The organism is Bacillus sp. JKS001846 (assembly GCF_900176455.1).
Taxonomy (GTDB): Bacteria; Bacillota; Bacilli; order Bacillales; family Bacillaceae_G; genus Bacillus_A; species Bacillus_A cereus.
Genome location: NZ_FWYG01000001.1, coordinates 3,657,425 through 3,682,970 on the forward strand (window position 1 = coordinate 3,657,425; position 25,546 = coordinate 3,682,970).

Consider the following 25,546-nt stretch of genomic DNA (forward strand, 5'->3'; position numbering starts at 1 on the left):
TACTCTAGTTTTAAAGTAATTTAGCCATACAACGTATGGTTGCATGGCTAAATTATATATTTCTTTTTATCTGTCTTATTGTAGACCGAAATTACGAGAAAGATCTTCGTCATGTCTAGCAACAGCTTCTGCAGTTTTATTAAGCTGCATATTAATTTCTTGTAATAGCTGTGCGAAGTTTTGTACTTTTGGCTTTAATTGATTGAACTGTTGGTCAAAACCTTCGAAAGCACGACCTTCCCATTCTCCTCTTAATTCATTTTGTAAGTTTTGTAGTTGACGTAAAATGTCCTCAATTTGATTTGCACCTTGTCCATATCGAGTCGCTTTCGATTTAAGCTCCTCTGGTGACATACGAATTTGTCCTGCCATTATTAAATCCCCCTTAAAATTAAAAAATAGTAAAATTAACCAATAATCAATTCTACAAATTGATTATATCAATAATTTAAAAATTTCTAAACAAAAAAATGATATTTTTCCAAAATTTCTCTTTTACTATAATAACGATATATTGTATAATACTAATTTATTTGTTTTTTAAGCACACTCTATAAATCGACTATAAAATAAAGGCAAACCATCTATTTTATACTTTATCGCTTTAAATTCCAGCGATAAAGTAGCCACTAAATCATCGTTTTCTCCCATTCAGAATATAATACTCACTTCAAAGTCATAATTACCTGCCTTTCAACAAACCCAAACTCTTCGTACATCTCTTTTGCAAAATTCCCAGCAAATACATTCAACCGAATTTCTAAATACTTCTCCTTTAATTCCTTAATACCAGCTTCCATCAGTTCTCGCGATAATCCTCTCCCGCGATATTCTGGGAAAACGTACAATTCATATATAAATCCAAGTTTTTCACGAGAAAAATAGTCTGTATTTTCCCCTATTAATATCCATCCCATTACTTTATTTTTTTCTTTAACGATTAAATAGTATGCTCCTTTTTCTACAATCGGCTTTGTAATTTCAATCGCTTTCTCGGTACTTAATTGACAATTGCCTCTCGTCCCTTCAAAAAGCGATTGAGCCGCACATTTTAATATTTCATTGGTATCTTCTTGATTCGCCTTAACAATCATTTTTCACAACTCCCCTTGAATAATAGGCATTACTATCGCTTGTTCAAGATTCTCCGCTTCCATAACAATTGCTGTTAATCCGTGTTCTGTACTTGTTTCATGGAGCTCTCCCTTTTCCCAAAACACAGCTTGTCCCGCCTCTATCTTTATCTTTTCTTTATTTACCCCACATACATATCCAGCTCCTTCCACAATAAGAAGCAGTTGAGATACAACTGCTTCATGATTACCGATGATTCCATTCTCGTGTAAATGCATAGCACCGATATGTATATTTCCTCGATGGTTTAATATTTTCGACATGATGAAATTAGATTGAAATACTGATAGGTGCTTTCCTACTTTTTCACTAAAATCAAAAATTTTCATTACTAGTTCTCCTTATACGTATAAAACCATCCTTACTGTCTGCATCATATGTCCTTCAAAGTCTTCTTCAAATTGCTCTAATTCAGCAAAACCTTTCGCTTCATAAAAGCGTTTTCCTTTTTCATTTGCTGCTTCTACATGTATGTACAATTTCCGTATCCCATTTAATGCTTTAATTCCTTTTTGTAATAAAGCACTTCCGATCCCTTTTCCTTGCTGATCTGGTAACAAATAAATCGCACCTAATTCCGCTTCATTTTGTAGTCTAACAGGTGAAAAGTTCGCAAACCCTATTACTTCTCCTTCTTCTTCCGCAACGAATAAATGCGTATTTTTAAGACGATATTTCATTTTTTCATCAGAATATGCCTCGTCTAAAAAACTGTCTTGAATTTCTCTTGGAATAATGCCTTCATATGTATCATGCCAAGCTATTTTTGCTACTGATTGTACAGCATGAATGTCTTCTTGCTTCATTTCTCTAATTATATATGTCATCTCGATGTCTCCATTCTCTTTAAATTATATTCTGCTAATATACTAGAAGAAACGGCAAAACCATTTTCATAATTCACCTTAATTAATTTTAATTTCTCAATTGAAGCTGTTGCAAAATCAAACTTTCCATAAATATATTCCATTACACTTAAAAACTGCTTTGTATGTAATCTATTTGCAATTGTACAATGCGGAACCCATTTTCCCGGTACGTAATATGAATTTGGGTTGTCATGAAAAGTTTTAAAATAATCATGATAAGAATAATGAAGTTTTAACAATTCATCGGTAACGGTCGGCGCTAGAAAGACCGTTCCATTAGTAGGAAAAATTCCAACAGAAAGAAAAGTTACTGCGTCCATATTTTCTTGAATAGCTACAAACTCCCCTAGTTTCTCAGTATACAAATGAACATCTAACTCATTATAATCCGCAATCGTTATATGAGGTTCTACTCCAGCTAGTTGATTTGTTCCAATTACATTTGTTAATTCATTTTGCAGTTCTGTAATTTTATTAGTAAACACACGATCAAATGTAGCAATAATAGCGTACAATCTTTCTCACCCCTTCGTTACACATAGCGCTTCCCATTCTTCACGAATCATGCCCATTCGAATAGAATCATAGTATGTTCCGTTATAATAACGACACTTTCGCATTCTACCTTCTAAGCTCATTCCTATTTTCTCCGCTACTTTCATCATTCGTTCATTACCAGACCAAGTCGTGAGCCCTACTCTACCAATTTCCATCTTTTCAAATAATAAATCTCGATATAACGTTAACGCTTCTGTACCGTAGCCACCATTCCAGTAAGTTGGATTATAAATAACAATTCCCATCTCCAACCAACGCGTCGGTTTATGCTCCCAATAAAATCCGACCGTCCCTATAATTTGACCGTTATTTTCTATAATTAAATTTGACAGTGGTTCTTCTTGCAAACGAGTTTGCATCTTTTCCTTATAGGATGAGTATTCTTGCATTGAAAACGGAAAATACGGTGCATCCCATTTTTTCCATTCTGGATTTTCTTCTTTAAACACGAGATTCCATAATGTTTTTATATCTGATTCTTCAATTGTACGAATTGTTACTTTATCCCCTTTTACTATTACGCTATTCATAATTTCCTCCTACACTCCTCTTTATTTCATATATAATTATAATATTTTTTCTGAAAAATCAAAACAAATATCATTTATTATATTGTATAATTTTGTTATAAGGTACGAATTATTCATGTAGAAAGCTGGTGATTCAATGAATAAACGATTTAGTATTGCTTTATTTCTTACTATTGTTACGACAAATATTATTCTCTATTTCTTCTTACCATTAAGTATTGTTACGAAATGGGACTTTAATGGAACGCCTACATCAACAATGGATAAAAGCACTTTTGTAATCGTAAATATAATTATATGTTCCTTCTTATTCTTTGTATTTTTAGCTTTATCTAAAGCAGCGAGTAACCAGAAATTTCTCCATTGGATCGGCAACACAATGTTACTATTCTTATTTTTTGTCGATATTGTCATCGCCCTCATCGCTCTTGGCTTTTCACTTCCTCTTGATCATTTCATATTTTTAGCATTAGGGCTTTTATTTATATTAATAGGTTATTTCAGTTCCAAAATTGATACGACTAAATCAACCGTTTCATTAGAATGGAATGATAAGCACCTTGAAAAAAGAGCTTCAAATATTAGTAGTATTTCAATGATGATAGCAGGTATTTTTTTAGCGATACTTCCTTTTATCGTTTCTGCTCCCTATAGAGGTTATGCTATACTAGCAATTCTTTTAGGAATGACGCTTATCATTCTGCCAAGTACGATTTATTTACTTATTAAAGACAGCAAGCAATCTACTCCTTTAAAAAAATAGGAGGTTATATCCCTCCTATTTCAGCTTAATGTTTTATTTTTCACTTTTTCTATCTCAACTAAAATCCCTTTCTCTATCCAACCCTCTACGCCATCTTTTTTAATTAAATCATATCCTGAACAGCTATCATCAATGAGAGAAACGATATCTCCCTTCCTAACGCTTATTTGCGCACAAGAAATATCGGTTTTCACTGTATATTCACCTGACTTAAGTTGTTTCATATATTCATTTTTTACAGTGAGCACATTATTCGTTTCCTTTTGTTTACATACGGTGTAATCTTGCATCTTCTCGATAGGCTCTATGTAATAATACGGATATGTCACTCCGCCCTGCATTTCTGAATTCGCATTAAAATCCGCTATTACTTCGTACTCTGGAAAATAGTCTACATATGTATAAGAAAACGTATCGCCCGTTTGTTTCCTCTGAATAATAAATACGTTTAATTGCCCTGCTTCTTTAATTGCATTTCCTCCATCAATTGCAATAATTTCTTTCTCCTTATCAATAACTGGATTATTAGACGGTGCTTCTTCAGAATAGTTCACGACAGGCCAATGACCGACTATTACATACTTATTTGCTTTATGTGATTGATTGAAAAACTCCGGCATTGCTATCGCATTTTTGCGCTCAGTTTCTTTCCAATCTACTCTATCTTCTAGACCGGCATGCACAAAAATATAATCTTCTGTTTCAATCGCTGTTGGCAACTCTGTTAGCCAATATAGTTCTTGTGAAAATTCACTTAACAATGCTTCTTTCACTTCACGAATTGAAGTGCCCTCATGAACTGAAAAAACCAATTGCTCTAGCCATTCATTAAAAATTGAATGCTTCCTCGTACATAAATAATTAATAAGACCAGGATTTTCATTTAGAAGAGCATCAACTAAAACTTCACAATTCCCTTCAACAACGTGAACCTTTGAATTGTTCTTTACAAGATTCATAACGTAGTTTACTACGCCTACGCTATCTCGTCCTTTCTCGCAAAGATCTCCATTAATAATTAAATAATCTTCATCTTTAAAGTTAACTTTATGTAGTGCTTCTTTTAAAAGATTTAATTCTCCATGAATATCAGATATGACAATAACTCTAGCATCATTAGGGATTGATAGTTTCTTTATTTTTTTCAAGTATAAGCGCTCCAATCATCCTCTTTATTAAATTAAAACAATTCGACAAAATACACTATATAACCTTTTCAAGTACATATACCATAACTTACAACCTATTTACGGTTCAATAATAACTTAAAAAATAAGAAGAAGCTGTTCCCAACTTTTGCAGGACAGCTTCTTCTTATTTTTTATAATTCTTTATGAAAAGAATAACTCACCTTATCATACCCTTCTCTTTCATAAAAACGATGAGCATCAATTCTTGAAAATGCTGACGTGAGGACGATAGACTCACATCCGTTTTCCTTTCCCCAGTTCTCTATATACGAAAGTAATACTTTCCCATGTCCTTTTGAACGATGTGCTTCTGCTGTTACAAGGTCATATACGAAAACGTGTTTCTTATTATAAAAGTTCGTACAAATCGCTACACCTGCAAGGCTAACAACTTCATCATTCTCATTACGCAGCGAAAATAGTTTATAATTTTCTTCTTTCATATTTCGAAATAAAGAGCTTGTTTCCTCTTTTGAAAGTTTCATTCGTAATTGCTGTAAAACAGGTAATACTTCATGTAATTGCTCTTCTGTTACTACTTCTTTAACATTCATTTTTAACTCTCCTCTAACTATTTATTTAATTTTCTAAATGTTATATCATTATTATAGAAAGTAACTGCCCTTCACTTAAGTGACAGTTTAAGTGTTTTTTATAAGGCCAGTTTTAAAGGAGAGTTTTATATGGATTTTACTATCCCATTGCAATTACAAAGTAACACACCTATTTACTTGCAAATTTACGAATATATAAAAGCTGAAATTATACAAGGGACTATTTCTGTCGGCACACGTCTACCCTCACACAGAAATTTAGCATCACAACTTAATATTAGCCGCATTACTGTTGAATCAGCTTATCAACAATTATTAGCTGAAGGTTATGTAGAAAGTAAACCGAAACGTGGTATTTTTGTAGCAAATTTCGATATTGACGTTATCCCAAATAAAAAGCGAAATGCAGCAAAGAAGACGAGCAATTTGATAGACGAAAAATTTGAATATGATTGTAGCCAAGGACTTATTGATCAAAATGCATTTCCGATTACAAATTGGAAACGAGCATTACAAGAATCCATACTTACATACGAAAATGCACTATTTGCCAAAGAAGACCCTCAAGGTGAATTCGCTCTTCGAGAACATATATCAACATATTTATATCATTCTCGCGGTGTCCATTCTTCACCTGATCAAATTGTGATTGGCGCCGGAACGCAGCCACTTCTCTGGCTACTACTTCAACTGCTTGGCCCTACAAAAGAATACGGCATTGAAAACCCTGGATTTCACCGTATACACGCAATCATTAAAAGCTGTGATAGACAAATTCATCCCATACCATTGGATGAAAAAGGTATTGATATTTCTAGTTTATACAATACAAATTCCAATGTCGCATACGTTACACCATCACACCAATTTCCACTCGGGATTATTATGCCTTTATCTAGAAGATTAGAATTGTTAAAGTGGGCTAATGATTGCAGCGGATACATTATTGAAGATGACTATGATGGAGAGTTTCGCTACGCTGGTAAGCCGATTCCTTCTTTACAAAGTCTTGATTCAAATGAACGCGTTATTTATATGGGGACTTTCTCAAAATCTTTTTTACCTTCTTTACGAATGGGATATGTTGTTTTACCACCACACCTTTTAAAAACATATCAAGAACTGCATGGAATTTTCAAACAAACAGTCGCTACAATACAACAACTTGCTTTTGCTAACTTTATACAAAGCGGGAATTGGGAACGTCACCTTAATCGGAGTCGTACACTATATAAAAGAAAACATCATGCGTTAGTAAAATCCATTATGAAAGAAATGGGGGCTAATGTTCAAATTCTTGGCGAACAGTCCGGACTTCATATTGTTTTATGTGTCCATAACAGTATGAATGAAAATGAACTGATTGAATCCGCTAAAAAACAAAGCGTTAAATTATACCCACTTTCTCCATATGATTTCGTGAATGATTTACGTAAGGAATCATACGTATTACTCGGCTTTGGTAGTATTCCAGAAAATAAAATTGAAACGTTGGCTACATTATTAAAAGACGCTTGGTTTCCTAGTTGCAAGGAAACTTTTTAACAGTGGATTTAACTTGTAACATGTTAACAATTCAACAAAATAAAAAAGAAGGCTGTTCCAAAATAACTTTTTGGACAGCCTTCTTCTAGTTATTCACCTGACCTAGCTTTCCTTCCCGGACGTTTCACACCAGTCGTTTCTGTTGAATAGGAAGCTTCGATTATAGCGGCTGGATCTACAGAGAGAACGAGATCTTTCATTTTCGGATAAATGAATCGGTTTGTAATGCAATAAATGATTCTCTTATGCTCCCCTAAAAAACCACCTTCTCCATGTAGATACGTAACAGATAGTTGCAATTCTTTCATAAGTAAATCGCCTATTTCTTTATTCTTACCAGAAATAATCATAACGCTCTTACCTTGATTAATACCATCTAATATAAAATCAATCATCTTCGTAACAATATAGAAAATTGCTAATGAGAACATCGCTTGTTCGATTGAAAATAAAATGGCAACAAAGATGAAAATAACTGCATTTACTGCAAGTAAAAATGTACTAATCGGTACATTAAAGTGTTTATTCATCCAAACTGCTAACATTTCCGAACCGTCAATTGCTCCACCCATTTTAACAACAATCCCAACACCAATTCCAAACAGTACTCCACCATAAAGTACAATTAATAACTCAGAAGTCGTAATTGCTGGAAATGGTTTTAAATAAATTAATCCGAGTGTTGTAACTACATTCGCATAAGATGTACGGATAAAAAATTTCTTTCCCATTACTTTTGCAGTAAATAATAAAATTGGGATATTAATTCCTAAGAACACACCATAAAGCGGCAATCCTGCGACTTTATTTGCCATAATAGCAATAGCCGTTACCCCGCCATCTACTAATCCATTAGGTGCTAAAATAAGCTCTAATGAACCTGCTACTATAATTGAGCCAATTGTTAATAATACGTATTCAAATACTTTCTTCATTCATTACCCCCAAAACTTATATATTTTCTTAGTATTATTTTAACGTAATTTTACTACTAATTCAAAGGTATCGATTTATATACACAAAAGTTTCTCCTTTATCGCTATTTTTATGTAACACATGTAACGCGTAATACTAAAAACACACTTACAAATTAAAAGTAAGTGTGTTTTTAACATCTATTTAATCTTTACGTACGGCTTCATTTTTAATTTGAATATTTCCTCAACTGCCCTTTGATATCCACCGGCATTTCTAAGCGACTCTCCCACTTTACGACTATTCTCCTTAAACGTCACATCATCCATTACTTTCTTTACAGTCTCACGTAACAATTCAGAAGTTAACTCGTTGCGATTAAGTCTTATTCCTGCCCCTACTTCAGTCAATCGTTTTGCAACGAATGGCTGATCTCCTGTTACCGGAATTACAACTAATGGAACACCGTAATATAACGCTTCACTCGAACTATTCATACCACCATGTGTCACGAATACATCAGCATGCTGTAAAACTTCTAATTGCGGGACATAATTATACAACTTAAAGTTTTTCGGGATATTTTCAAATTGACTTATATTTATCTTCTTACCAACGACTAATACGACTGTCGCATCAACATCTTTAAACGCTTCAAAACATTTTTCATACAAAGCAGGTTGTTCATTAAAAACTGTTCCCATAGAAATGAAAATCACTTTTTCATTTTTTAAATCTTCGGTAGGAAAACTCCCCACTTCTTTTCGAGTAGCAATTGATGGACCTACAAATTTATACGATTCATCAAATACCTCTGAACGTGGCTGATATTCTTTTGAAGTATATACAATCGTAATATCACCAGGATGGTTCATAATATCATACATACTATTACATTTCATTCCATACTGCTTATTCCATCTTTCCATTCCCGCTAAACAAGATTGATATAATGGATCCATTTCATCTACTTGTCTCGCTTCTTGCTCATCATGAAAATTAATGTACTGATTAACAGCAAACGTTGTACAGGATGAAACGCTTGGTAATTGTAAAATATTCGCTATAATACGTCCTACTGGAAAATGATTATCATATATTAAATAATCATATTTTTCCTCTTTTGTTTCTTCTACAATTTGAGTAACAATACGCTCTGATGCTTCAATCATATGAGATAGCATCGTCAAAGGGCTCCCACCTTCATTTACTCGTTCCATAATATTAATTTGAGAGAGAAAATTCTCAAACACTCGGAATTCCGCACCTGTTGCTTCAACCTTCTTTCTATAATCTTCAATACAATAAGAAACAACTGTTTCCCCTCGCTGAATTAACTCACTTACAACAGCTAAAGTCGGATTAATATGACCTTCCCCAGGAAAATTTATTACGAGTACATTTGCCATAACATTCTCTCCTATCCAATTAATATAATAAAATTAACAATTAATTATATTAATTAATTTAAGTCTATTATAAATGAATGCATTCTACTTCTTCATGCTTTTCTCTTCATTTTATTATTGAGAAATATTTTCTATAGTCTACATTATTGTGATTCACAATCTTATAAATGAATGCTTAATTTTACTTTTACTCTTCATAGATTTAAAGATACGAGTCTTACATTCAAGTATTACCACCATTATTTTTAGACAATTCATACAAAAATAGAGAAATATAATATTTTTAATGAATTTTCACTATAAATGTAAGTATGCTTTCAATCTTTTTATCTTTATCCTCATAACACATCATCTGTTATATAATGAATTTATAGAATTTACAGAAAAATAAGCACATGCCTTTAAAAGTGGTTACGAAACAATTATGTCTATTCCTCACTTAGAAGAATATAGACAGCCTTATCGTTATTTATACCGACTGTTATCTGTGCAAGGTAATGTGGAATTAAAAAAATGGTTAAGTCACCCATCCTATTTTTAAATACGAATGAGAGGGAATATACAATGGATATTCAGAAAAAGCGTTCTGTAACAGAAAGTGAAATACAGCAAATGAAGGATTTGGCTTATATTTGTGGGCAACAAGACAATCTTGATTACTCTTCAGATTTACATATCAACTTTTTAAAAAATCGAAATGAAGATTATATAAACGATTTTCTTCTTTATAACGGTACTCAATTAATTGGCGCTTTAAATATGTATGATTTCGAAAGACCAACAAAGCTTGAACTAATAGGCTTTGTACATCCTCATTTTAGAAAACAACGCTTCGGAACTATCCTTTTACAAACTGCAATGAAAGAAATACAAAATAGAGAGACAGATGAAGCTCTTCTTATTATTAATGGGGATTCTATTTCTGGGAATGAATTTGTAAAACATATGAAGTTACCATATTTATATAGTGAATATAGTATGGAGTGCAAAACAAACGAAATTCAAAAAACAACAGATAATAATATACAGCTTACTCTTGCACCTTCAGAATCACTTCTTGATCTTATTAAAATTTCTAGTAAAGCTTTTGGTGATTCAGTAGAAAATACGACTACATGGTTACAAAAAATGATGAATTCATCTTCCCATCAAGTTTACAGTGCCCTTATTGCTGAAAAAGTGATAGGAACAATTACAGTTTCTAAACAAGAGCAATCTACTACACTATCAGGATTCGCCGTTCATCCTTCTTATCAAGGTAAAGGATACGGAAAAGATATTCTTTGTAATATAGTACATACCCTTATTACAGAAGGAGTTTCAACAATTGAATTAGACGTCGAAACGAAAAATATCCACGCTTTAAAACTATATACACAATGTGGTTTTGAAATTAACACGAGGCATGACTATTATAATTTAATTAATTTTTAGGTGAATACATATGTTAAAAAAACAATTTATTCTAATTATGATATTTTAGCAGACATCTATAATAAACATTGGGGACATTTTGTTGAATACTCCCATCCAGCCTCGTTTTACAAGATGCTCTTCCCTACTCTCGTATATTAGATCTTTGTTGCGGGACTGGTCATCTCTGCCGGTGATAGTTTAATTTAGTTGAACTAAAAAGTGTGTTTCACAAAGTTTACTCCGTATTACATAACGAGGGTATATTCGCATTTGATATGAATAAAAAAATAAAAAAACTGAATCGAAATGATTCAGTTTTTTCTTAATATATTTACAACTGCAGTTGTTTCGTCATTTTCTTTATAGACACGCGGAATTCTTCTATCTAGCATACATGTAACTTCATAGTTTATTGTACCTAACATATCCGCTATTTCTTCTACTGCGATATTTTCTTCACCTTGTTTACCGTAGAATACCACTTCGTCTCCTACTTGTACTGGCATCGCTTTTGAAACATCCAACATTAACTGATCCATACAAACACGGCCAATAACAGGTACTCGAACCCCATTAATTAACGCATAGCCTTTATTAGATAATTGACGATTATAACCATCAGCATAACCAATTGGTACAGTCGCAATCCATTCTTCACCAGTTGTTACATACGTATTCCCATAACTTACACCACGATTCTTCTTCGCATGTTTAATATGAGCTACTTTTGATTTTAACGACAACGCAGGCTGTAAAGAAACGACTGAATGATCCACTTCTTTTGATGGATACATACCGTACACTCCTATTCCAACGCGTACCATATTTTGAAATGTGTTACTTAATTCCATTGATCCCGCACTATTTGAACTATGAATATATGGTATTTGAATTCCTAATTCTTTCGCTGTATTAACAGCTTTTTCAAATAAACTTGTTTGCATATTCGTATATGATTTATCGATTTCATCTGCCGTAGAGTAATGCGTAAACATCCCTACTACCTCTACATACTCCATACGGTTTAATTCTTCTAAAAATGGTTTAACTTCTTCTTCTTGTAAACCGATACGACTCATTCCTGTATCAATTTTCACTTGAATTTGTACTTTCTTTTGAAGACGGTTTGCAATTTCATTTATACCATGTAAATCTTCTACTCTATAAACAGTCATCATAACGTCATATTGAATTACATCTTCTACAGCCGCTACTGGTGTGTATCCTAAAATTAAAATTGGTACAGTAATTCCTGCTTCTCTTAATTCTATTGCTTCATCTACAAATGCAACTGCAAGTTGATGTATTCCCGCTTCAATTGCAGCTTTGGCAACTTCAACTGCCCCATGGCCATACCCATTCGCTTTTACAGCAGCCATCATCTTAATTTCTTCATCATTTACATGTTTTTTAAATTCTTTTACATTATGTTTTACAGCATTTAAGTCAATTTCTACAATTGTATCTCTTCCATATTTCAAACTCATTGGTCTAACTCCTAACTCAATAATTGCATTCCATTCTATTTCACGTTTCATATGACCTTTTACAATATAATACTTTTCATTATGCTAGTCAAACTACTAGAATTTTCGGAATTTTGAGTATGATATAATATCCTCAAGAAACTATTATATACGGAGACGAGGAGAATTACAATGTTTGTTCAATCTGCATTGCATCAACTAAAAGTTGCTATTGATACTTCTATTTATATGCTTAACCAATATAGTGAAAACGATTTAAAAATACAACCGATTCACTCAAAACGATCATTATTTGAAATGTGTGCACATCTTTCTCTTATTTGTCATGCTGATTTACTCATTTTAAATGGTATTTCAGAAAAAGAATTACATACCTTTTATATAGAACATACACCCGTAACAGTTGCTCACATGCAACAAACGATGATTGAAGGATACAACCTTCTCTCTAAAACATTTCTTTCCTACTCCCAAATAGAATTAGCAAAAGTTATGACTGCCTATTGGGGGATTTCTTATTCGCGCTTTGAATGGTTACTTGAAATCGTTGCACACTTTTATCATCATCGTGGACAAATTCATATTTTATTATGCGAGCATATGAAAGATCCTCGCATTCCTTTATTTGAGTGATTTTCCACTCATTCATTAATTAGCTACAAAACCAATAAAAAGTATCATTCCTGATAAAATAAATGTTTGAGCATAACCTCCTATTTTCATAAGATAAATAGAAATGATAGGTCCTATACTAGTACCTAAAAATAAAATAAAAGTATATTCCCCTTGCTTTCCCTCCTAATTGACCTCCAAGAGAAACTAAAGACGGAACGGATATAGCAATACCTATTACAAAACAGACACTCATCATTACAAGTAGAGATAGATCCGAAACAAAGCCCATTGAACTTAGACTAAAAATAACAATCAACAATCCTCCTTGAAGAACTTTCCTTACTTCAAACCTCTTTGTTAAAAGACCTGCAAGTGGTGACAGCAACATACCAAACAGCCCTGCTAAGCGAAAATAAAGGATTTGTTCTGCAGTTAAATTGTAAGTAGGAGAGCTCAAATAATTCCCTAAAACAGTATACATATTAACAAAAGCCATTATTAAAACAGGATTTTTCACACTGACTAACTATTAGTTTTAAATAATTCGCAACTTCTTTAAGGCATAAGAAATTCCGCCTTCACTCGCCTTCGTTGTAACGAAATCAGCCCTTCTCTTCAACTCCTCTCCACCATTTCCCATCGCAACTCCTAATCCTACATACTGCAACATCTCAATATCATTTCCACCATCGCCAAAAGCAATGGCTTCTAATTTACTAATGTTTAAATGTTCCAATACTTTTTGAATTGCAGTTAGCTTCGATACTTTACTATCTTCCAATACATTTATAACGTAACCATGAAAACGCTCAAACGTAAGTGCTGGATATCTTTCAATGAATTTTTGAGCTTCTGTATCATCAGCATACAGACATATGCAATACATCTCATCTGATAAGTTTCTAACTTTGTCAGGATACCGCTCTAAATTTAAAGTTTCATTTAACGCTCGCATGACACGTTCATCTTTGGAAGCAATATTATTCATTGCAAATTCTTCTGTAAAGTAAGAAACACTGTGACCATGTAATTCAGCAAAATTTGAAATATCATGAACGATTTCGCTTGAAAGTACTGATTTATGTATAACTTCTTTCCCACATTTTATATGTGCACCATTTGCTGAAATAAACGTATTTATACCTAGTTCCTTAAATTGTGAGCATAAACTATACGGTCTTCCAGTTGTAACAACTACGTGAATTCCTTTATCTATTAACCTTCGTATCGCTTCTTTTGTACTTTCGTGCATGCTTCTATCAATCTCACTTAATAACGTACCGTCAACATCGAAAAATACAACTTTGTACATAAGTCTTTACATCCCGTCCAAATGATTCGTATCATTAATGAAATGCACCGTTTTTTGTTCACCCTCAATTTCAATTAAACTTATTCCCGTATCTCCCATTTTGAAATAGTAGTCCATTGAAATTGGCATTTTGAAAAATGCACGTAATAGACTATTAATTACGCCTCCATGGGCAACAATTGCAATTCGATCATATGTATTCTCTATCATAATTTTAGAAAAGATTCCTTCTATTCTCATTCGAAACTCAATAAATGATTCTCCGTTTTCAAAACGGTCATGAAGAAACTTTGGCTCTGGATATTTCTTTGCTTCTTCAAATGATAAGCCTGCTTGCACTCCATTATTAAACTCCATTAATTCCTCTTCTAATTGAATTGGACAACCAATTGCTTCTGCTAATATTTCACCCGTTTCACGAGCGCGTTTTAATGTGCTTGCCCAAATGAAATCTGGCGCAAAATCTTTTTTCACTTTCTGTACAAGTCTTTGTACTTGTTGTCTCCCTTTGTCAGTTAACTCAAAATCAGCTCGACCTTCATGCACATGTAAAATATCAGCTTCTGATTCTCCGTGGCGTATTAGTAGTATTTGCATGTTTCTCTCTCCCTTTATTTAACATTCATAAAATTCCATTATATCACATTTTAAGATTCCAAAATAAAAAAGGAACGGTCTCCCGTCCCTCATCCATTCACTTTTTCCGCATCATTCCAATAATATTTACTAAACGCTCCTGTTAACACATCAATTGTGTTATATAATTCATCTAACGTATTATCAACACCACCAACTTCAATTAACATCGCATTTTTCGATAAATCTTGATTATAAACGCCATTTCCATCTTTTTTATACTTGGGAAAAATCCCTCTACTTAATCCGTAGTAGTTTTCATCTAAATAACTATTGATCGCTCTTGCAATTTTTTCATTTTCAGCACGGCCTTCATTTTCCATCCCAATTATAAAATATAATCTTGCATACGATTTTCCGTTAATTACTTTTGTTGTTACTTTCTTACGCTGATCGTCACGGTGTATATCAATTGGAAACGCAATTTTATTATTTTGTGCTAATGCTTCTTTTACATATTCATGAGACGCTTTATATGATTGCGGCCATTTCCATTTTTTACTCGCTAATAAATCACCCATATTCGTTTTATCGTGAACTACCGGAATTCCTTGTCCTTCAAGTTGCTCTTTCATACGTTTCCCTAGTAAGGACACATTTACATCTGGACTTGATGGATCCGTAGCCCCTGGTAATAATGGAAAGAAGGATTCCCAGCTATGTGTATGATAAATATATACTGCACTTTCACCTTTTTTCGCTCCGTTCTTTTTCTGAACCGGATTATTCTTTTCCGCTTCTGTAACTTTATCTTTTGCTACTTCCCGTTCTTTCGTTACTTCTTCAATCGGTACACTAGATTCATTTGGGATATTCGTCAAGTTTGTCCCTTCCCCAGCTACGATAATATTAGAATAATACTTTGACATACCAGGTACTTCTTTACCGACGAATGTTCTTAAATCTTTAATTTTCAAATCTGTCGCAATAGAGAACATTAAATTTCCAACTGACTCTCTTTTATTCTTCTTAAAATAATCAAATCCGTAATAGCGATTCTCACTTTCTATCATTTGAACAAAACCTTGCATCGATACTTTTCCAAACCATTGATTTGCATAATTCGATTTCATTGTATGTAAAAATGACGTCAAAATCGACGCTATCATAATTACTATTAGCGCATATAAAAGGAGTAACGAAATCAGTTTCTTCCCATGTATTCGAGTTGCATACTTTTTCACTGCATCACCTTCTTTATACATGGATATGTACAAGCTTTTCGGAATATACGCAAAAAAAAGAGAAATGGTATCCCATTTCTCTTCCTCACTTTTATTGTTCTTTTCCTGTATCATTTGAAGGTAGTTTCTTCACTTGTTTTTCTTTAAATATTTCTCCAATTGCCCCAAGAGTACCAAGTGTTTCAATTGCATTAGACGGAATAAAGACTTTATTTGCTGGTCCTTTTGCAACTTCAGCTAATGATTCAAATGATTTGTAAGCAAGTATACGCTCATCCAAATTCGCTTCACGAAGCAATTCAATACGATTTTGTTCTGCTTTTGCGATTTCTTCAATTGCCCTTGCTTCCCCTTGCGCTTCTAATTCTTTTGCTTCTTTTATACCTTCAGCTTCGCGAATACGCGCTTCTTTATCCCCTTCAGCCATCAAGATTTTACTTTGCTTTTCCCCTTCAGCACGAAGGACTTTATCTTGTTTTGCTGCTTCAGCTTCTAAAATAATCGCACGTTTATTACGCTCAGCCTTCATTTGTTTTTCCATTGATGCTTGCACATCTTTTGGCGGGTTAATATCAACAACTTCGACACGTTCAATACGTACGCCCCATTTTTCTGTTGCTTCATCAAGCGCTAAGCGGATTTCTGTTGAAATTTTTTCACGACCAGATAACGTTTCATCCAGTTCCATTTTACCGATAATTTGACGCATCGTTGCTGAAGTAATATTACGAACACCATATTCATAGTTTGAAATACCATATGTCGCAAGTTCTGGTTCAACAATTTGATAGAAAATAATAGTATCAATTTCTACTTGAACATTATCTTTCGTAATTACCTTTTGCGGTGGTACATTCGTTTGTTGAATACGTAAGTCATGATATACACGAACACGATCTACAATTGGTATTAAAATATTTAACCCTGGGTGCATGATACGTTGAAACTTACCAAATCTTTCAACAACCCCAACTTTTTGCTGAGGAATAATTTTAATTGTTAATGCGATAAATGTAACTACAATTAGTGCGAATATAATCGTTAACGTTAATGCTACCATATTTATTCACTCTCCTTTTTCACTTGTAATATAGTACTATGCCTCTTTATAACAACGACTTTTTCTCCAGCATCAATTGAAGAATCTGCAATAGCTGTCCAAGTATCTCCATCCACTTTCACAATACCATTCGCTTCATTTGTAATCGTTTGCATAACAATCCCTTTTTTACCAACAAGCATATCTACTGTATCAGTAAAACCTTTTGCTTCTCGAAAGTTTTTTGAAATTCTTTTCGTAAAGAATGTCAAAGTTAAACTAACAATTGCACCAACAGTAACTTGTAACAGTAGTGCATCAGGAGCAAACAAAGCAATAAGACCTCCGACAACAGCTCCAATTCCAAGCCAAAGCATGTAAAATGTAATCGACAACATTTCTGCGATAAATAAAATACCAGCTATTATAAACCAAATTACCCAAGCAGCCATATGCAACCCTCACTTTCTTTCTCATTTTCTATATGTATATGAAGAAAAGAATGGTTTATCCGCCCTTTCTTACACTTGGGCGTTTGCTACAAGCTATTGTACATACTCACTGTTACAATGATCATTAATATAATACTATATCAATATATTCTTCATTATACATGAAAATCCCTTTCAAAAAGTGACAAAAAATTAAATTCTTTAAAAATTTTAATTTTTAAATTACAATTATTCTAATTACTAAATACTATTTTTTATAGAGGTGATAATCTTATTGAGAAACCTGTCACTAATCTACTATTTAGGTTCCAAAATATGCATTACTCTCGCTGACATCGTATATGTAATAATTATTACAACTCATATTTATATAGCAACTAAATCAGCTACTATTACTGCTCTTTTTCCATTATTACAAGTTATCACAAATCTAATTGCTAACATCTCTGCACCACTTATAATAAATCGTTTTCCATCTTATACGCTGTTATATACGCTCCAATGGCTGAAAACAGTCTTTTTACTATTATTAATGATTTTGTTCCCGGTCTTATCCACAAACATTATAGCTCTATTAACTTTTATTTTTGTCATTTCATTATGTAGTGGGTGGAGTGCTCCGTTATTATACGGTATTCTCCCGCGCCTTACACCGAAAGAAAAATTAGTAAAAGTAAATAGTATCTTTTCCTTTTCAACACAAATTGTGCAAGCCGTTGCTTATTCATTTACGAGTATTGTCGTTCTTCTCATTGGCGCTACTTCTACACTCATGATTAATAACATTTTAATGATTTTCGGATGCATTGCATTACATTTTTCATTACGTTCCATACATACTGAAAGAATAGCAGATTCTCCCTCTTCCAAAAGTACTGTTTTATTGGAAGGTTGGAAACTCCTATTTCAAAATCCTTCTCTCCGTACCGTTACATATATGGACTTAATCGAAACTTTCGCAGGGACAATATGGATTGGTGCTATTACGATGGCATACGTTACGACTATCCTTCATAAAGGCGAAGAATGGTGGGGATATATTAATACAAGTTATTATGTTGGCACGTTAATCGGTGGTCTATTAGCCTGGAAAATGAGTTCCTATATTCAAAACAATTTAATACGATCTATGTCGATTGGCTCTCTTATGTTTAGTATTCTTACATTTTTATACGGTATGACGAGTAGCGGATTTATTGCGCTTTTTCTATGTGTTCTAATGGGACCATGTTATCAAATTAGAGATATTTCCCAAACGACTGTTTTACAATCAAGTGTCGCCCCTGCTTTATTATCCAAAATGTATACAGCACATGGTGCACTTCTTTCAACAGCCTCTGGACTATCTATGCTTAGCATTGGCATTATTACTGATATGTTCGGTGTTCGTACAATTTATATCATCGCTTCTATTCTTATTTTATGTTCCGCTTGTTTATCTTTTAGTTTATTAAAATATCATAAGACAGAACAGAACGATATTTCACTTTAATCACTAAAACAAAGAGGACAGGGATTCCTGTCCTCTTTGTTTTATTCTATTCATGATAAGTTGGGGGATTTTTCTATGCTTTGTCGCTTGTTCAAAAGCATAAGCTAGCTTAATTAATATCCCTTCACTAAAGGCAGTACTTGCAATCGTAATTCCAAAAGGTCTCCCGCTTTCCATATACCCAGCTGGTATTGCTATAGACGGATAACCCGCTTTCGCACATATAGTAGAACCTATATAGGAAGGAAACAGTATCGCATCAAGATTATATTTTTCCAATGCAAAATCAATGCCTTGTTCTTGAGAAAAATATATATCTTCTAATCTCGCATTTAAATATTCTGGATTTCGTAACGTATTTGGAAAGTCTTTTCTTCCCTCTAACTTGGTTTGTCCATATTTTAAAGCTCTTTCTGCTATGTTTTTATTAAACTCCATTAACTCCGAAATAGAATGTACCGGAATAGTAGAAGGTAATTTAGAAAGATAGTTATCTAAACTATGCTTCAGTTCATAAAGCGGAACTCCCCAACTCCATTTTCTATGAAAAGAAGGAATATCAATATTTTCTACTACTGTCGCTCCTTCATTACGTAATACTTGGATCGTTTCCTTAAACAAGATTTCATCATACTCACCATTTTCGTAATAATCTTTTGGTGCAGCGTTAAACACACCAATCTTCGCTCCATTTAAGCCATTAACATCAAGATATTTTGTATAATCATGCTCTGCCCTACCTTCACTTCTATGAGTAGCAACATCTTTCTCATCTACCCCAATTAAACTCCCTAGCAAAATAGAAGCATCTGTTACCGTTCTAGCAAATGGTCCAGCTGTATCTTGTGAATAAGTAAATGGAATAATTCCTCTACGACTAATTAAACCGACAGTCGGTTTAATACCTACTACAGAATTTTGAACAGCGGGGCTCAAAATAGAAGCATCGGTTTCTGTCCCAACAGATACTACTGTAAAGTTAGCAGCAACTGCTATCGCAGATCCTGTACTAGATCCGCCAACAAACATATGATCCTTGCCCGTTCCGTATGGATTGATTGTTTGACCACCTCTTGCACTATATCCAGCCCACATTTCAAAAGACATTGCATTTGCTAATTCTGTCATATTCGTTTTTCCAATTATCACTGCCCCTGCTTCTCGCAGTTTAGTAACAAGAAATGCATCTTCACTGCTTATATTTTGTTCTAGAGCGATTGTACCTGCACTTGTATGCATGGAGTCATTCGTTTCAATATTATCCTTAAGCAAAACAGGTATTCCATGCAATGGTCCCCTTACGCCTTTTGTCTTTCTTTCATAATCTAACGCTTCTGCAATAAAAATAGCATCTGGATTGATTTCTAAAATTGAATTGATTTTCGGTCCGTCTTGATCATACTTTGCGATTCTATAGAGATAATACATCACTAGCTCTTTTGAAGTTAACTTTCCAGATTCCATTTCATTTTGAATATCTTGAATTGTTAATTCCTTTTTTAAGATTGGATTAAACTGAATTTCCATTTATATTCTCCCTTATATGAACTTTTTTAGCGTATAACCCTTAATTTTTCAATTTTTCACCTCAACACATCCTAAATTAATATCCCTTTAAAGAAATTCAATATCCTTATTTAAACACCTTTAATTTCCCGAAAAATAAAAATAGTCTGAAACGGATTAACCTTCGCTTCAGACTCTTACATTACTGTGCGTATACTTCATCTAATAAATGTAAAAACTCACCTTGTTTCCCAGCTAATTCAGGGCATTTTGCAATATCAACCCATTCGTAGCAAAATACTAATCCTTTATCTTCCTCACCAGCACTTACAATATGTTCCCAAGTATCCTTTACATCTGTTAGTAAAGTTACATGGAAAAAGTGGCGTTTTTCATATTCCTGTTTTTCTTTCATATGTATAATGTAATCTGCTAAAAAACGCTCTATGCATAAATGACGCAATCCGGATTCTTCCTGTACTTCACGCAATATAGCAGCTTCTAACGTTTCACCTTCATCAACCGTTCCCCCTGGCACTTGAATACCAGCTTCATGTATATCACGATGTTTAAAAACAAGTAATTGCATAACCCCCTCTTGTTCTCTTGTAATATATGCATGTACTTTTTTCTTATATAACATCGTCATTATACGTCTCTCCCCTCAATTGTTCACTCTGTTACTTCTTCAAGCGTCAGTTGATTATCATACAAATATGTAGCTTGTGGATTTCCCACATACCTTACGTGCCATGGTTCATACCGATAGCCCGTAATCGTTTCTTTCGCTTTTGTGTATCGAACAACAAAACCAAATTTATGGGCATTTTCAGAAAGCCACTGACCTTCTTTCGTTTCCCCAAAAACTGTCTCTAACTGAAATTTAGCAGATTGAGACGTAATATCCATAGCTAGTCCAGTTTGATGCTCACTTGTGCCAGGAACCGCGCTAGACATTGCTGTTTTTGCTTCCCCGTCTTGTTTTTTATACATCGTATTTAATGCTTTTTGTCGATCAAAAGATCTAAATCCAGAAACTGCAAAAAGAAAAATACGCTCGTTGTCAGCCTGCTGAAACATATCCTCAAGCGCCCTCGCTGCCTCTTTTCTCATCTTTTTCTTTTCTTGATCACCTTCACTAGAGTAGCGCACTTTCGGAATAACTAAATCTGGCGGTCTATACCCATCTGGTAAACGCCTACTTTTATTTACAAGTACAAGCATTGAATTCGGATTATTAATTACCGCAATATCCCCATCCATATTAGCAATCGTTTCTTTCGCTTTCGGAAATATGCTATTTACACTTACTTCCCGCGCCTGCTTATCCTTATACATTTTATAATTGATTCCTGCTACTCCAATAATAATTATTGCAGCTACAATACCGAGTAGTGCCCATCTTTTTTTCATATAACGACCTCTTATTTTAAGAATTTGGCCATTTCATACTCATCGATGCCCTTTCCATCGATAATAAGAGCAGCTTTTTTGACACCTTCTTTCTCAAATCCAGCTTTTTTATATAGTGCCTGAGCTCTTGTATTGTGGGCCATTACTGTTAATTCTAAACGCCATACATCATGTAATTTTGCCCACTTCTCAACCTCTTTAAACAATCTCGTCCCAATACCTCGCCCGCTATACTCTTGCAAAATACCAATTACAATGGTTGCCACATGCCTCTTTCTTTGAATGTTATTTCCATTCACTAATATAAAACCTACTATTCTCTCATCTTCAACTGCTACAAATATTGTTGCATATTCATTTTCTATAAAGCGATGGATCATTTTTTCTTGTTGCTCAGCTGTAGTTTTTCTTTCTCCTGGTTCATATAACATAAACTTCGTTTCTTCATCTAATTGCTTACTTAATTGCAAAAATGATGCTGCATCTTCTATTTCGATCTCCCTAATCACTTCAATCACCCTACCAGTTTCATAATAAAAAGTTTTCCTTATAAAAAGATTTTCTCTACTTTCCCGAAAATACCTTTGTAAATCTCCTACTATAAATTGACAAATTTCGATATTACTATAACAACGACAAATTATGTCTATTCTGTGACGTCTCATCATTACAAAGAAAAAACGCAAGCATTACACTTACGTTTTTTCAAGATTGAAGTGAGCTAATAATTATCGATAGATGTCCTGGCTAATTCACGTTTCACTTTATCCATTCACTTTTTCTGCCTGCCAAAAATATTCACCAAATGCTTTAGCAAGTGCATCAATTGATCGATTCAATTCTTCCACTGTATTATCTACACCGCCAACTTCTATTAATATCGCTTGTCCTGATAAGTCTTGATTATAGATTCCATTTCCTGTCTGGAACCCTTTTTGAATGACCCCACGACTCACTCCTGGATATTTCTTATTAATCGCCTCATGTAAAGCTGTCGCTAATTGTAAGTTTTTTTCATAGTTTTTATTTCCTTTCCCTACTACAAATGCAAGCTTTGCATATGATTTATCTCCAATTGTTTTTGTCGTTACATTCTTTCGGGCACTATCACGATGCAAATCAAAAAAGTATTGAAGATCTTTATTTCCAGCCATAGCTTGCTGCACAATTTCCCGTGACATTTTATACGAACTATTACTGTTTAAACCTTTACTTATTAACTTTTGACCAACATCACTCTTATCGTTAGTAGCTCCAATCCCTTCACCTTCTAGTTGTTCACGGAAACGATCTCCTAATATAGAAATATTCGATACAGAACTCGTTGCTTTATTCGGATTCGGGTCATTCGTTAAGTTAAGTAAAGGTAAATAAGATTCCCAGCTATGTGTATGATAAATAAACGCAACTTGTCTCTTCCCAGTCGTTTGGGACGGCTGTTTTTTCTCTTTACTCGTATCTTGTTTAGGTACTTGTCCAGTTCCACTAGTCCGTTCCTTCACCACTTCTTCAAGAGGAACACTCGACTCTATCGGTAAGTTAGAATAATTTGTACCCTCACCCGCAATAACAATTTCTGTATCGTACTTACCAAACCCCGGGAGCTCTTTCCCGACGAAACTGCGTACATCATTAAAGCGAATATTTGTAGCCATAGAAAAGAGAAAAGAAGAAATTGAAAAATCTTGATTCAAATTTCGATACTCCTGTGTAAAATAATGATTCTCTTTTCCAAGTACATACATGTAACCATTCATCGATAACTCATTTAACCAATTATATAAATACGTTGACTTTGTCTCTTTCATAGAGGTTACCATCATACTAATAAGAAAAAAAGTCGCTAGCATTGTAGTAATAACAAATAAAACTAACTTACGCATACTTGTAAACTTCATAAAAAAAAAGCCCCGATTCATACTATCACCTCTCTATTTCAAGTTATGTACAAGCCCTAGAGAATAGACCGTTAAAATTTCGGCTATATTGTTAATGAGGTGAAATGAATTGAAGCTATTAATAGGAATATTACCAATCACTCTATCATTCATTTTTTATTTGTCCGCTAAGCAACCAAAAATCGCTATTGTGCTACATATTTCTGCGTACTTGGCACTGTATGTACTCGGTATAATTATTTCCATTAATATATACGATGTTTTAATACAAGATTTAGTTTTCATGACGAGCATTCATGGAATTTTACTGAATCCATTTTTCCTTATTGCAGGAGCGTATATAGGAACATACACTTTGTACCTACTTTTGTCTCACATTATTATGAAAATAAAAAATGGAGCGTAATGAAATGCAACCACCATTTATCTGTCATGCATGCAAAAAAAGAATTGTGAGAAAGAAAGACCTTATTACAGCCACATGGTACTTCCGCTTTTATTTATTTCACAGTGATTGTTTTAAACGACAGCAAGTGTTTATCTCACGATTTCTCCCTGTGAATACACTTTTCAATTTCTTTCTTATTATATATGGACTTATTTTTGGCAGTATTCTTATGATTACAGAACCATCTATTATTTGGCTGACTTTCTTTTTTCCCATTTTTTATCGGTTTCTTTCTTATTATTATGTTGAACGTTTTTTCTCTACAGAACGCGTAGACTGACCTCTCGGAATACTTAAACATTCCCACTCATTTTCTTTTAACATCTTCCCAATGTAAATAATCTGACCAATATGCAATGCATAATGAGCAATTTGCCTTTCAATTGCTTGCATGACAGTATGTGCTTCACCGCGAATGTATACCGTCTTCAATAAGTGTTCCGGCGTTAAAGTATTCATCGTATTAAAAACATATTTCCATCCTTCTTGCCAAGCTATAAGGGTTTCTTCTTTTGAGTGATAGCATCCTTCAAATTCACCATCTCGATTACGATCTGTTTTTTCACCATCAGACGTTAAAAAATCCGTCCATCTAGAACGCATATTACCGTGCAGATGCTTAATAATAATCGCTATACTATTTGTTTCTTCATGAGAAGACCATTGTATTTGTTCATATGATAATTGAGAAAGTGCCCGTTCCCCTTGTTTCTTTGTTGCTTTAAAGTTCGAAATCGCACATTGCAAATATTCTCGTCCGATATCCATATTAGCCCCTACCTTCACCCTAGCTAATTTTTGTTCCATTTGGCAATTCCATATTAGGCTGAAGTAACACAACATCATCAGCTTCAGGAACACCACCAAGCACAAGTACTTCTGATTTGAATCCAGCTACACGCTTTGGTGGAAAGTTTACAACAGCAACGATTTGTTGACCGATTAAATCTTCTGGACTATACCTTTTCGTAATTTGAGCACTTGACTGCTTTATCCCGATTTCTCCAAAATCTATTGCTAGTTTAATCGCTGGTACTCTCGCTTCTTTAAATTCCTCTGCATGTATTACAGTTCCAATTCTCAAATCCAAATTTAAAAAATCTTCAAAATTAGCCATTTATCATTCCCCCCACTTATTACTTAGACAAAATACAAAAATCCCCTTCAAAAAAAGAAAGGTG

The 25,546-nt window shown here is 33.8% G+C and carries 30 protein-coding genes and 3 pseudogenes; 9 read left to right on the plus strand and 24 right to left on the minus strand.

Features of this window, described 5'->3' with window-relative positions; genetic code table 11:
* Window positions 1–75 precede the first annotated feature (75 nt).
* The 6 genes from B9A45_RS19465 to B9A45_RS19490 all read right to left on the minus strand — a co-directional run bounded on the left by B9A45_RS19465 (window position 76) and on the right by B9A45_RS19490 (window position 3,091).
* Window positions 76–372 carry a WXG100 family type VII secretion target gene (locus tag B9A45_RS19465; protein WP_000918601.1) on the minus strand — a complete coding sequence of 99 codons (297 nt, stop codon included), beginning with the start codon at window positions 370–372 and terminating at the stop codon, window positions 76–78.
* A gap of 293 nt (window positions 373–665) precedes the next feature.
* Complete coding sequence (locus tag B9A45_RS19470) at window positions 666–1,094, minus strand: GNAT family N-acetyltransferase (protein WP_084064595.1); 429 nt, start codon at window positions 1,092–1,094, stop codon at window positions 666–668.
* Window positions 1,095–1,097: 3 nt separating this feature from the next.
* Window positions 1,098–1,463, minus strand: coding sequence for a cupin domain-containing protein (locus tag B9A45_RS19475; RefSeq protein WP_000688076.1), 366 nt, complete (start codon window positions 1,461–1,463; stop codon window positions 1,098–1,100).
* Between the two features lie 12 nt (window positions 1,464–1,475).
* The gene (locus B9A45_RS19480; RefSeq protein WP_000221048.1) at window positions 1,476–1,961 is read right to left on the minus strand and encodes a GNAT family N-acetyltransferase; all 486 of its coding nucleotides are present in this window, start codon (window positions 1,959–1,961) and stop codon (window positions 1,476–1,478) included.
* Window positions 1,958–2,518 (minus strand): 2'-5' RNA ligase family protein, encoded by a 561-nt coding sequence (locus B9A45_RS19485; RefSeq protein ID WP_000270885.1) that lies wholly within the window; start codon window positions 2,516–2,518, stop codon window positions 1,958–1,960. The genes B9A45_RS19480 and B9A45_RS19485 overlap by 4 nt, the downstream gene beginning before the upstream one ends.
* Before the next feature lie 6 nt (window positions 2,519–2,524).
* Window positions 2,525–3,091, minus strand: coding sequence for a GNAT family N-acetyltransferase (locus B9A45_RS19490; protein WP_084064600.1), 567 nt, complete (start codon window positions 3,089–3,091; stop codon window positions 2,525–2,527).
* 136 nt (window positions 3,092–3,227) lie between these two features.
* Between B9A45_RS19490 and B9A45_RS19495 the strand changes: the two genes are divergently transcribed.
* Window positions 3,228–3,854 (plus strand): DUF1648 domain-containing protein, encoded by a 627-nt coding sequence (locus tag B9A45_RS19495; RefSeq protein WP_053513135.1) that lies wholly within the window; start codon window positions 3,228–3,230, stop codon window positions 3,852–3,854.
* A 20-nt stretch (window positions 3,855–3,874) separates the two neighbouring features.
* Here the strand turns inward: B9A45_RS19495 and B9A45_RS19500 are convergent, their stop codons facing one another.
* Entirely contained in the window at window positions 3,875–5,002 is a 1,128-nt protein-coding gene (locus B9A45_RS19500) for a metallophosphoesterase (RefSeq protein WP_002100929.1), read from the minus strand.
* 173 nt (window positions 5,003–5,175) lie between these two features.
* The gene (locus tag B9A45_RS19505) at window positions 5,176–5,598 is read right to left on the minus strand and encodes a GNAT family N-acetyltransferase (RefSeq protein WP_084064604.1); all 423 of its coding nucleotides are present in this window, start codon (window positions 5,596–5,598) and stop codon (window positions 5,176–5,178) included.
* Window positions 5,599–5,727: 129 nt separating this feature from the next.
* Between B9A45_RS19505 and B9A45_RS19510 the strand changes: the two genes are divergently transcribed.
* Window positions 5,728–7,143 carry a MocR-like pyridoxine biosynthesis transcription factor PdxR gene (locus tag B9A45_RS19510; protein ID WP_000348037.1) on the plus strand — a complete coding sequence of 472 codons (1,416 nt, stop codon included), beginning with the start codon at window positions 5,728–5,730 and terminating at the stop codon, window positions 7,141–7,143.
* A gap of 89 nt (window positions 7,144–7,232) precedes the next feature.
* On the opposite strand, the gene B9A45_RS19515 is transcribed toward B9A45_RS19510, so the two are convergent.
* Together B9A45_RS19515 and B9A45_RS19520 are read right to left on the minus strand one after the other, a co-directional pair.
* Window positions 7,233–8,078 carry a YitT family protein gene (locus B9A45_RS19515; protein ID WP_000755125.1) on the minus strand — a complete coding sequence of 282 codons (846 nt, stop codon included), beginning with the start codon at window positions 8,076–8,078 and terminating at the stop codon, window positions 7,233–7,235.
* A gap of 180 nt (window positions 8,079–8,258) precedes the next feature.
* Entirely contained in the window at window positions 8,259–9,467 is a 1,209-nt protein-coding gene (locus B9A45_RS19520; RefSeq protein ID WP_000024486.1) for a macrolide family glycosyltransferase, read from the minus strand.
* Window positions 9,468–9,831: 364 nt separating this feature from the next.
* Between B9A45_RS19520 and B9A45_RS19525 the strand changes: the two are divergent.
* From B9A45_RS19525 to B9A45_RS32830, 3 genes and pseudogenes are all read left to right on the plus strand, one after another.
* Window positions 9,832–10,008: pseudogene (locus B9A45_RS19525) on the plus strand (nitrate reductase); the annotation flags it as partial.
* Between the two features lie 23 nt (window positions 10,009–10,031).
* On the plus strand, window positions 10,032–10,901 hold the full coding sequence (locus tag B9A45_RS19530; protein WP_000354418.1) for a GNAT family N-acetyltransferase: 870 nt from the start codon (window positions 10,032–10,034) through the stop codon (window positions 10,899–10,901).
* Window positions 10,902–11,170, plus strand: a pseudogene (locus B9A45_RS32830) (class I SAM-dependent methyltransferase); the annotation flags it as partial.
* A 24-nt stretch (window positions 11,171–11,194) separates the two neighbouring features.
* On the opposite strand, the gene alr reads toward B9A45_RS32830, so the two are convergent.
* Window positions 11,195–12,370, minus strand: a complete 1,176-nt coding sequence (gene alr / locus B9A45_RS19540) for an alanine racemase (protein ID WP_021727885.1) — start codon at window positions 12,368–12,370, stop codon at window positions 11,195–11,197.
* A 171-nt stretch (window positions 12,371–12,541) separates the two neighbouring features.
* On the opposite strand from alr, the gene B9A45_RS19545 reads away from it, so the two are divergent.
* Window positions 12,542–13,003, plus strand: coding sequence for a DinB family protein (locus tag B9A45_RS19545; protein ID WP_000498004.1), 462 nt, complete (start codon window positions 12,542–12,544; stop codon window positions 13,001–13,003).
* Between the two features lie 15 nt (window positions 13,004–13,018).
* Here B9A45_RS19545 and B9A45_RS19550 read toward each other — a convergent pair.
* The 6 genes and pseudogenes from B9A45_RS19550 to B9A45_RS19575 all read right to left on the minus strand — a co-directional run.
* Window positions 13,019–13,490 (minus strand): annotated as a pseudogene (locus B9A45_RS19550) (MFS transporter); the annotation flags it as partial.
* 30 nt (window positions 13,491–13,520) lie between these two features.
* Window positions 13,521–14,297 carry a Cof-type HAD-IIB family hydrolase gene (locus B9A45_RS19555; RefSeq protein WP_000278964.1) on the minus strand — a complete coding sequence of 259 codons (777 nt, stop codon included), beginning with the start codon at window positions 14,295–14,297 and terminating at the stop codon, window positions 13,521–13,523.
* A gap of 6 nt (window positions 14,298–14,303) precedes the next feature.
* Entirely contained in the window at window positions 14,304–14,894 is a 591-nt protein-coding gene (locus B9A45_RS19560) for a histidine phosphatase family protein (RefSeq protein WP_001166433.1), read from the minus strand.
* A gap of 89 nt (window positions 14,895–14,983) precedes the next feature.
* Complete coding sequence (locus tag B9A45_RS19565) at window positions 14,984–16,231, minus strand: stage II sporulation protein P (protein WP_340637574.1); 1,248 nt, start codon at window positions 16,229–16,231, stop codon at window positions 14,984–14,986.
* The gene (locus tag B9A45_RS19570) at window positions 16,209–17,177 is read right to left on the minus strand and encodes an SPFH domain-containing protein (RefSeq protein WP_000226253.1); all 969 of its coding nucleotides are present in this window, start codon (window positions 17,175–17,177) and stop codon (window positions 16,209–16,211) included. Before B9A45_RS19570 ends, B9A45_RS19565 begins: the two co-directional genes overlap by 23 nt.
* 2 nt (window positions 17,178–17,179) lie before the next feature.
* Complete coding sequence (locus tag B9A45_RS19575; protein ID WP_000741975.1) at window positions 17,180–17,608, minus strand: NfeD family protein; 429 nt, start codon at window positions 17,606–17,608, stop codon at window positions 17,180–17,182.
* A gap of 274 nt (window positions 17,609–17,882) precedes the next feature.
* Between B9A45_RS19575 and B9A45_RS19580 the strand changes: the two genes are divergently transcribed.
* On the plus strand, window positions 17,883–19,100 hold the full coding sequence (locus tag B9A45_RS19580) for an MFS transporter (protein ID WP_142263073.1): 1,218 nt from the start codon (window positions 17,883–17,885) through the stop codon (window positions 19,098–19,100).
* 3 nt (window positions 19,101–19,103) lie between these two features.
* Here B9A45_RS19580 and B9A45_RS19585 read toward each other — a convergent pair whose 3' ends face one another.
* From B9A45_RS19585 to B9A45_RS19605, 5 genes are all read right to left on the minus strand, one after another.
* Complete coding sequence (locus B9A45_RS19585; protein ID WP_084064614.1) at window positions 19,104–20,627, minus strand: amidase family protein; 1,524 nt, start codon at window positions 20,625–20,627, stop codon at window positions 19,104–19,106.
* A gap of 181 nt (window positions 20,628–20,808) precedes the next feature.
* Window positions 20,809–21,255, minus strand: coding sequence for an NUDIX hydrolase (locus B9A45_RS19590; protein ID WP_000178293.1), 447 nt, complete (start codon window positions 21,253–21,255; stop codon window positions 20,809–20,811).
* A gap of 23 nt (window positions 21,256–21,278) precedes the next feature.
* Window positions 21,279–22,019 carry a M15 family metallopeptidase gene (locus B9A45_RS19595; RefSeq protein ID WP_000747647.1) on the minus strand — a complete coding sequence of 247 codons (741 nt, stop codon included), beginning with the start codon at window positions 22,017–22,019 and terminating at the stop codon, window positions 21,279–21,281.
* Between the two features lie 11 nt (window positions 22,020–22,030).
* On the minus strand, window positions 22,031–22,528 hold the full coding sequence (locus B9A45_RS19600) for a GNAT family N-acetyltransferase (protein WP_084064618.1): 498 nt from the start codon (window positions 22,526–22,528) through the stop codon (window positions 22,031–22,033).
* A gap of 255 nt (window positions 22,529–22,783) precedes the next feature.
* Window positions 22,784–23,938: a stage II sporulation protein P gene (locus B9A45_RS19605; protein WP_084064622.1), complete on the minus strand. Its 1,155-nt coding sequence runs from the start codon at window positions 23,936–23,938 to the stop codon at window positions 22,784–22,786.
* Between the two features lie 88 nt (window positions 23,939–24,026).
* Here B9A45_RS19605 and B9A45_RS19610 point away from each other — a divergent pair, with 88 nt between their 5' ends.
* The gene (locus tag B9A45_RS19610; protein WP_044584383.1) at window positions 24,027–24,323 is read left to right on the plus strand and encodes a hypothetical protein; all 297 of its coding nucleotides are present in this window, start codon (window positions 24,027–24,029) and stop codon (window positions 24,321–24,323) included.
* Window positions 24,324–24,327: 4 nt separating this feature from the next.
* Window positions 24,328–24,645 (plus strand): permease, encoded by a 318-nt coding sequence (locus B9A45_RS19615; protein ID WP_142263074.1) that lies wholly within the window; start codon window positions 24,328–24,330, stop codon window positions 24,643–24,645.
* Here B9A45_RS19615 and B9A45_RS19620 read toward each other — a convergent pair.
* Window positions 24,606–25,172, minus strand: a complete 567-nt coding sequence (locus B9A45_RS19620; protein ID WP_000435829.1) for a DUF1572 domain-containing protein — start codon at window positions 25,170–25,172, stop codon at window positions 24,606–24,608. The genes B9A45_RS19615 and B9A45_RS19620 overlap by 40 nt on opposite strands.
* Window positions 25,153–25,482 carry a chaperone CsaA gene (csaA, locus tag B9A45_RS19625; RefSeq protein ID WP_001263015.1) on the minus strand — a complete coding sequence of 110 codons (330 nt, stop codon included), beginning with the start codon at window positions 25,480–25,482 and terminating at the stop codon, window positions 25,153–25,155. The genes B9A45_RS19620 and csaA overlap by 20 nt, the downstream gene beginning before the upstream one ends.
* Window positions 25,483–25,546: the final 64 nt, after the last annotated feature.

Bases quoted from the DNA above. Each gene is read 5' to 3' on its own strand.
- B9A45_RS19465 (WP_000918601.1), bottom strand. From the start codon at position 372: ATGGCAGGACAAATTCGTATGTCACCAGAGGAGCTTAAATCGAAAGCG.
- B9A45_RS19470 (WP_084064595.1), bottom strand. From the start codon at position 1,094: ATGATTGTTAAGGCGAATCAAGAAGATACCAATGAAATATTAAAATGT.
- B9A45_RS19475 (WP_000688076.1), bottom strand. From the start codon at position 1,463: ATGAAAATTTTTGATTTTAGTGAAAAAGTAGGAAAGCACCTATCAGTA.
- B9A45_RS19480 (WP_000221048.1), bottom strand. From the start codon at position 1,961: ATGACATATATAATTAGAGAAATGAAGCAAGAAGACATTCATGCTGTA.
- B9A45_RS19490 (WP_084064600.1), bottom strand. From the start codon at position 3,091: ATGAATAGCGTAATAGTAAAAGGGGATAAAGTAACAATTCGTACAATT.
- B9A45_RS19495 (WP_053513135.1), top strand. From the start codon at position 3,228: ATGAATAAACGATTTAGTATTGCTTTATTTCTTACTATTGTTACGACA.
- B9A45_RS19505 (WP_084064604.1), bottom strand. From the start codon at position 5,598: ATGAATGTTAAAGAAGTAGTAACAGAAGAGCAATTACATGAAGTATTA.
- B9A45_RS19510 (WP_000348037.1), top strand. From the start codon at position 5,728: ATGGATTTTACTATCCCATTGCAATTACAAAGTAACACACCTATTTAC.
- B9A45_RS19515 (WP_000755125.1), bottom strand. From the start codon at position 8,078: ATGAAGAAAGTATTTGAATACGTATTATTAACAATTGGCTCAATTATA.
- B9A45_RS19520 (WP_000024486.1), bottom strand. From the start codon at position 9,467: ATGGCAAATGTACTCGTAATAAATTTTCCTGGGGAAGGTCATATTAAT.
- B9A45_RS19530 (WP_000354418.1), top strand. From the start codon at position 10,032: ATGGATATTCAGAAAAAGCGTTCTGTAACAGAAAGTGAAATACAGCAA.
- alr (WP_021727885.1), bottom strand. From the start codon at position 12,370: ATGAGTTTGAAATATGGAAGAGATACAATTGTAGAAATTGACTTAAAT.
- B9A45_RS19545 (WP_000498004.1), top strand. From the start codon at position 12,542: ATGTTTGTTCAATCTGCATTGCATCAACTAAAAGTTGCTATTGATACT.
- B9A45_RS19555 (WP_000278964.1), bottom strand. From the start codon at position 14,297: ATGTACAAAGTTGTATTTTTCGATGTTGACGGTACGTTATTAAGTGAG.
- B9A45_RS19560 (WP_001166433.1), bottom strand. From the start codon at position 14,894: ATGCAAATACTACTAATACGCCACGGAGAATCAGAAGCTGATATTTTA.
- B9A45_RS19565 (WP_340637574.1), bottom strand. From the start codon at position 16,231: ATGATACAGGAAAAGAACAATAAAAGTGAGGAAGAGAAATGGGATACC.
- B9A45_RS19570 (WP_000226253.1), bottom strand. From the start codon at position 17,177: ATGGTAGCATTAACGTTAACGATTATATTCGCACTAATTGTAGTTACA.
- B9A45_RS19575 (WP_000741975.1), bottom strand. From the start codon at position 17,608: ATGGCTGCTTGGGTAATTTGGTTTATAATAGCTGGTATTTTATTTATC.
- B9A45_RS19585 (WP_084064614.1), bottom strand. From the start codon at position 20,627: ATGGAAATTCAGTTTAATCCAATCTTAAAAAAGGAATTAACAATTCAA.
- B9A45_RS19590 (WP_000178293.1), bottom strand. From the start codon at position 21,255: ATGACGATGTTATATAAGAAAAAAGTACATGCATATATTACAAGAGAA.
- B9A45_RS19595 (WP_000747647.1), bottom strand. From the start codon at position 22,019: ATGAAAAAAAGATGGGCACTACTCGGTATTGTAGCTGCAATAATTATT.
- B9A45_RS19605 (WP_084064622.1), bottom strand. From the start codon at position 23,938: ATGAATCGGGGCTTTTTTTTTATGAAGTTTACAAGTATGCGTAAGTTA.
- B9A45_RS19615 (WP_142263074.1), top strand. From the start codon at position 24,328: ATGCAACCACCATTTATCTGTCATGCATGCAAAAAAAGAATTGTGAGA.
- B9A45_RS19620 (WP_000435829.1), bottom strand. From the start codon at position 25,172: ATGGAACAAAAATTAGCTAGGGTGAAGGTAGGGGCTAATATGGATATC.
- csaA (WP_001263015.1), bottom strand. From the start codon at position 25,482: ATGGCTAATTTTGAAGATTTTTTAAATTTGGATTTGAGAATTGGAACT.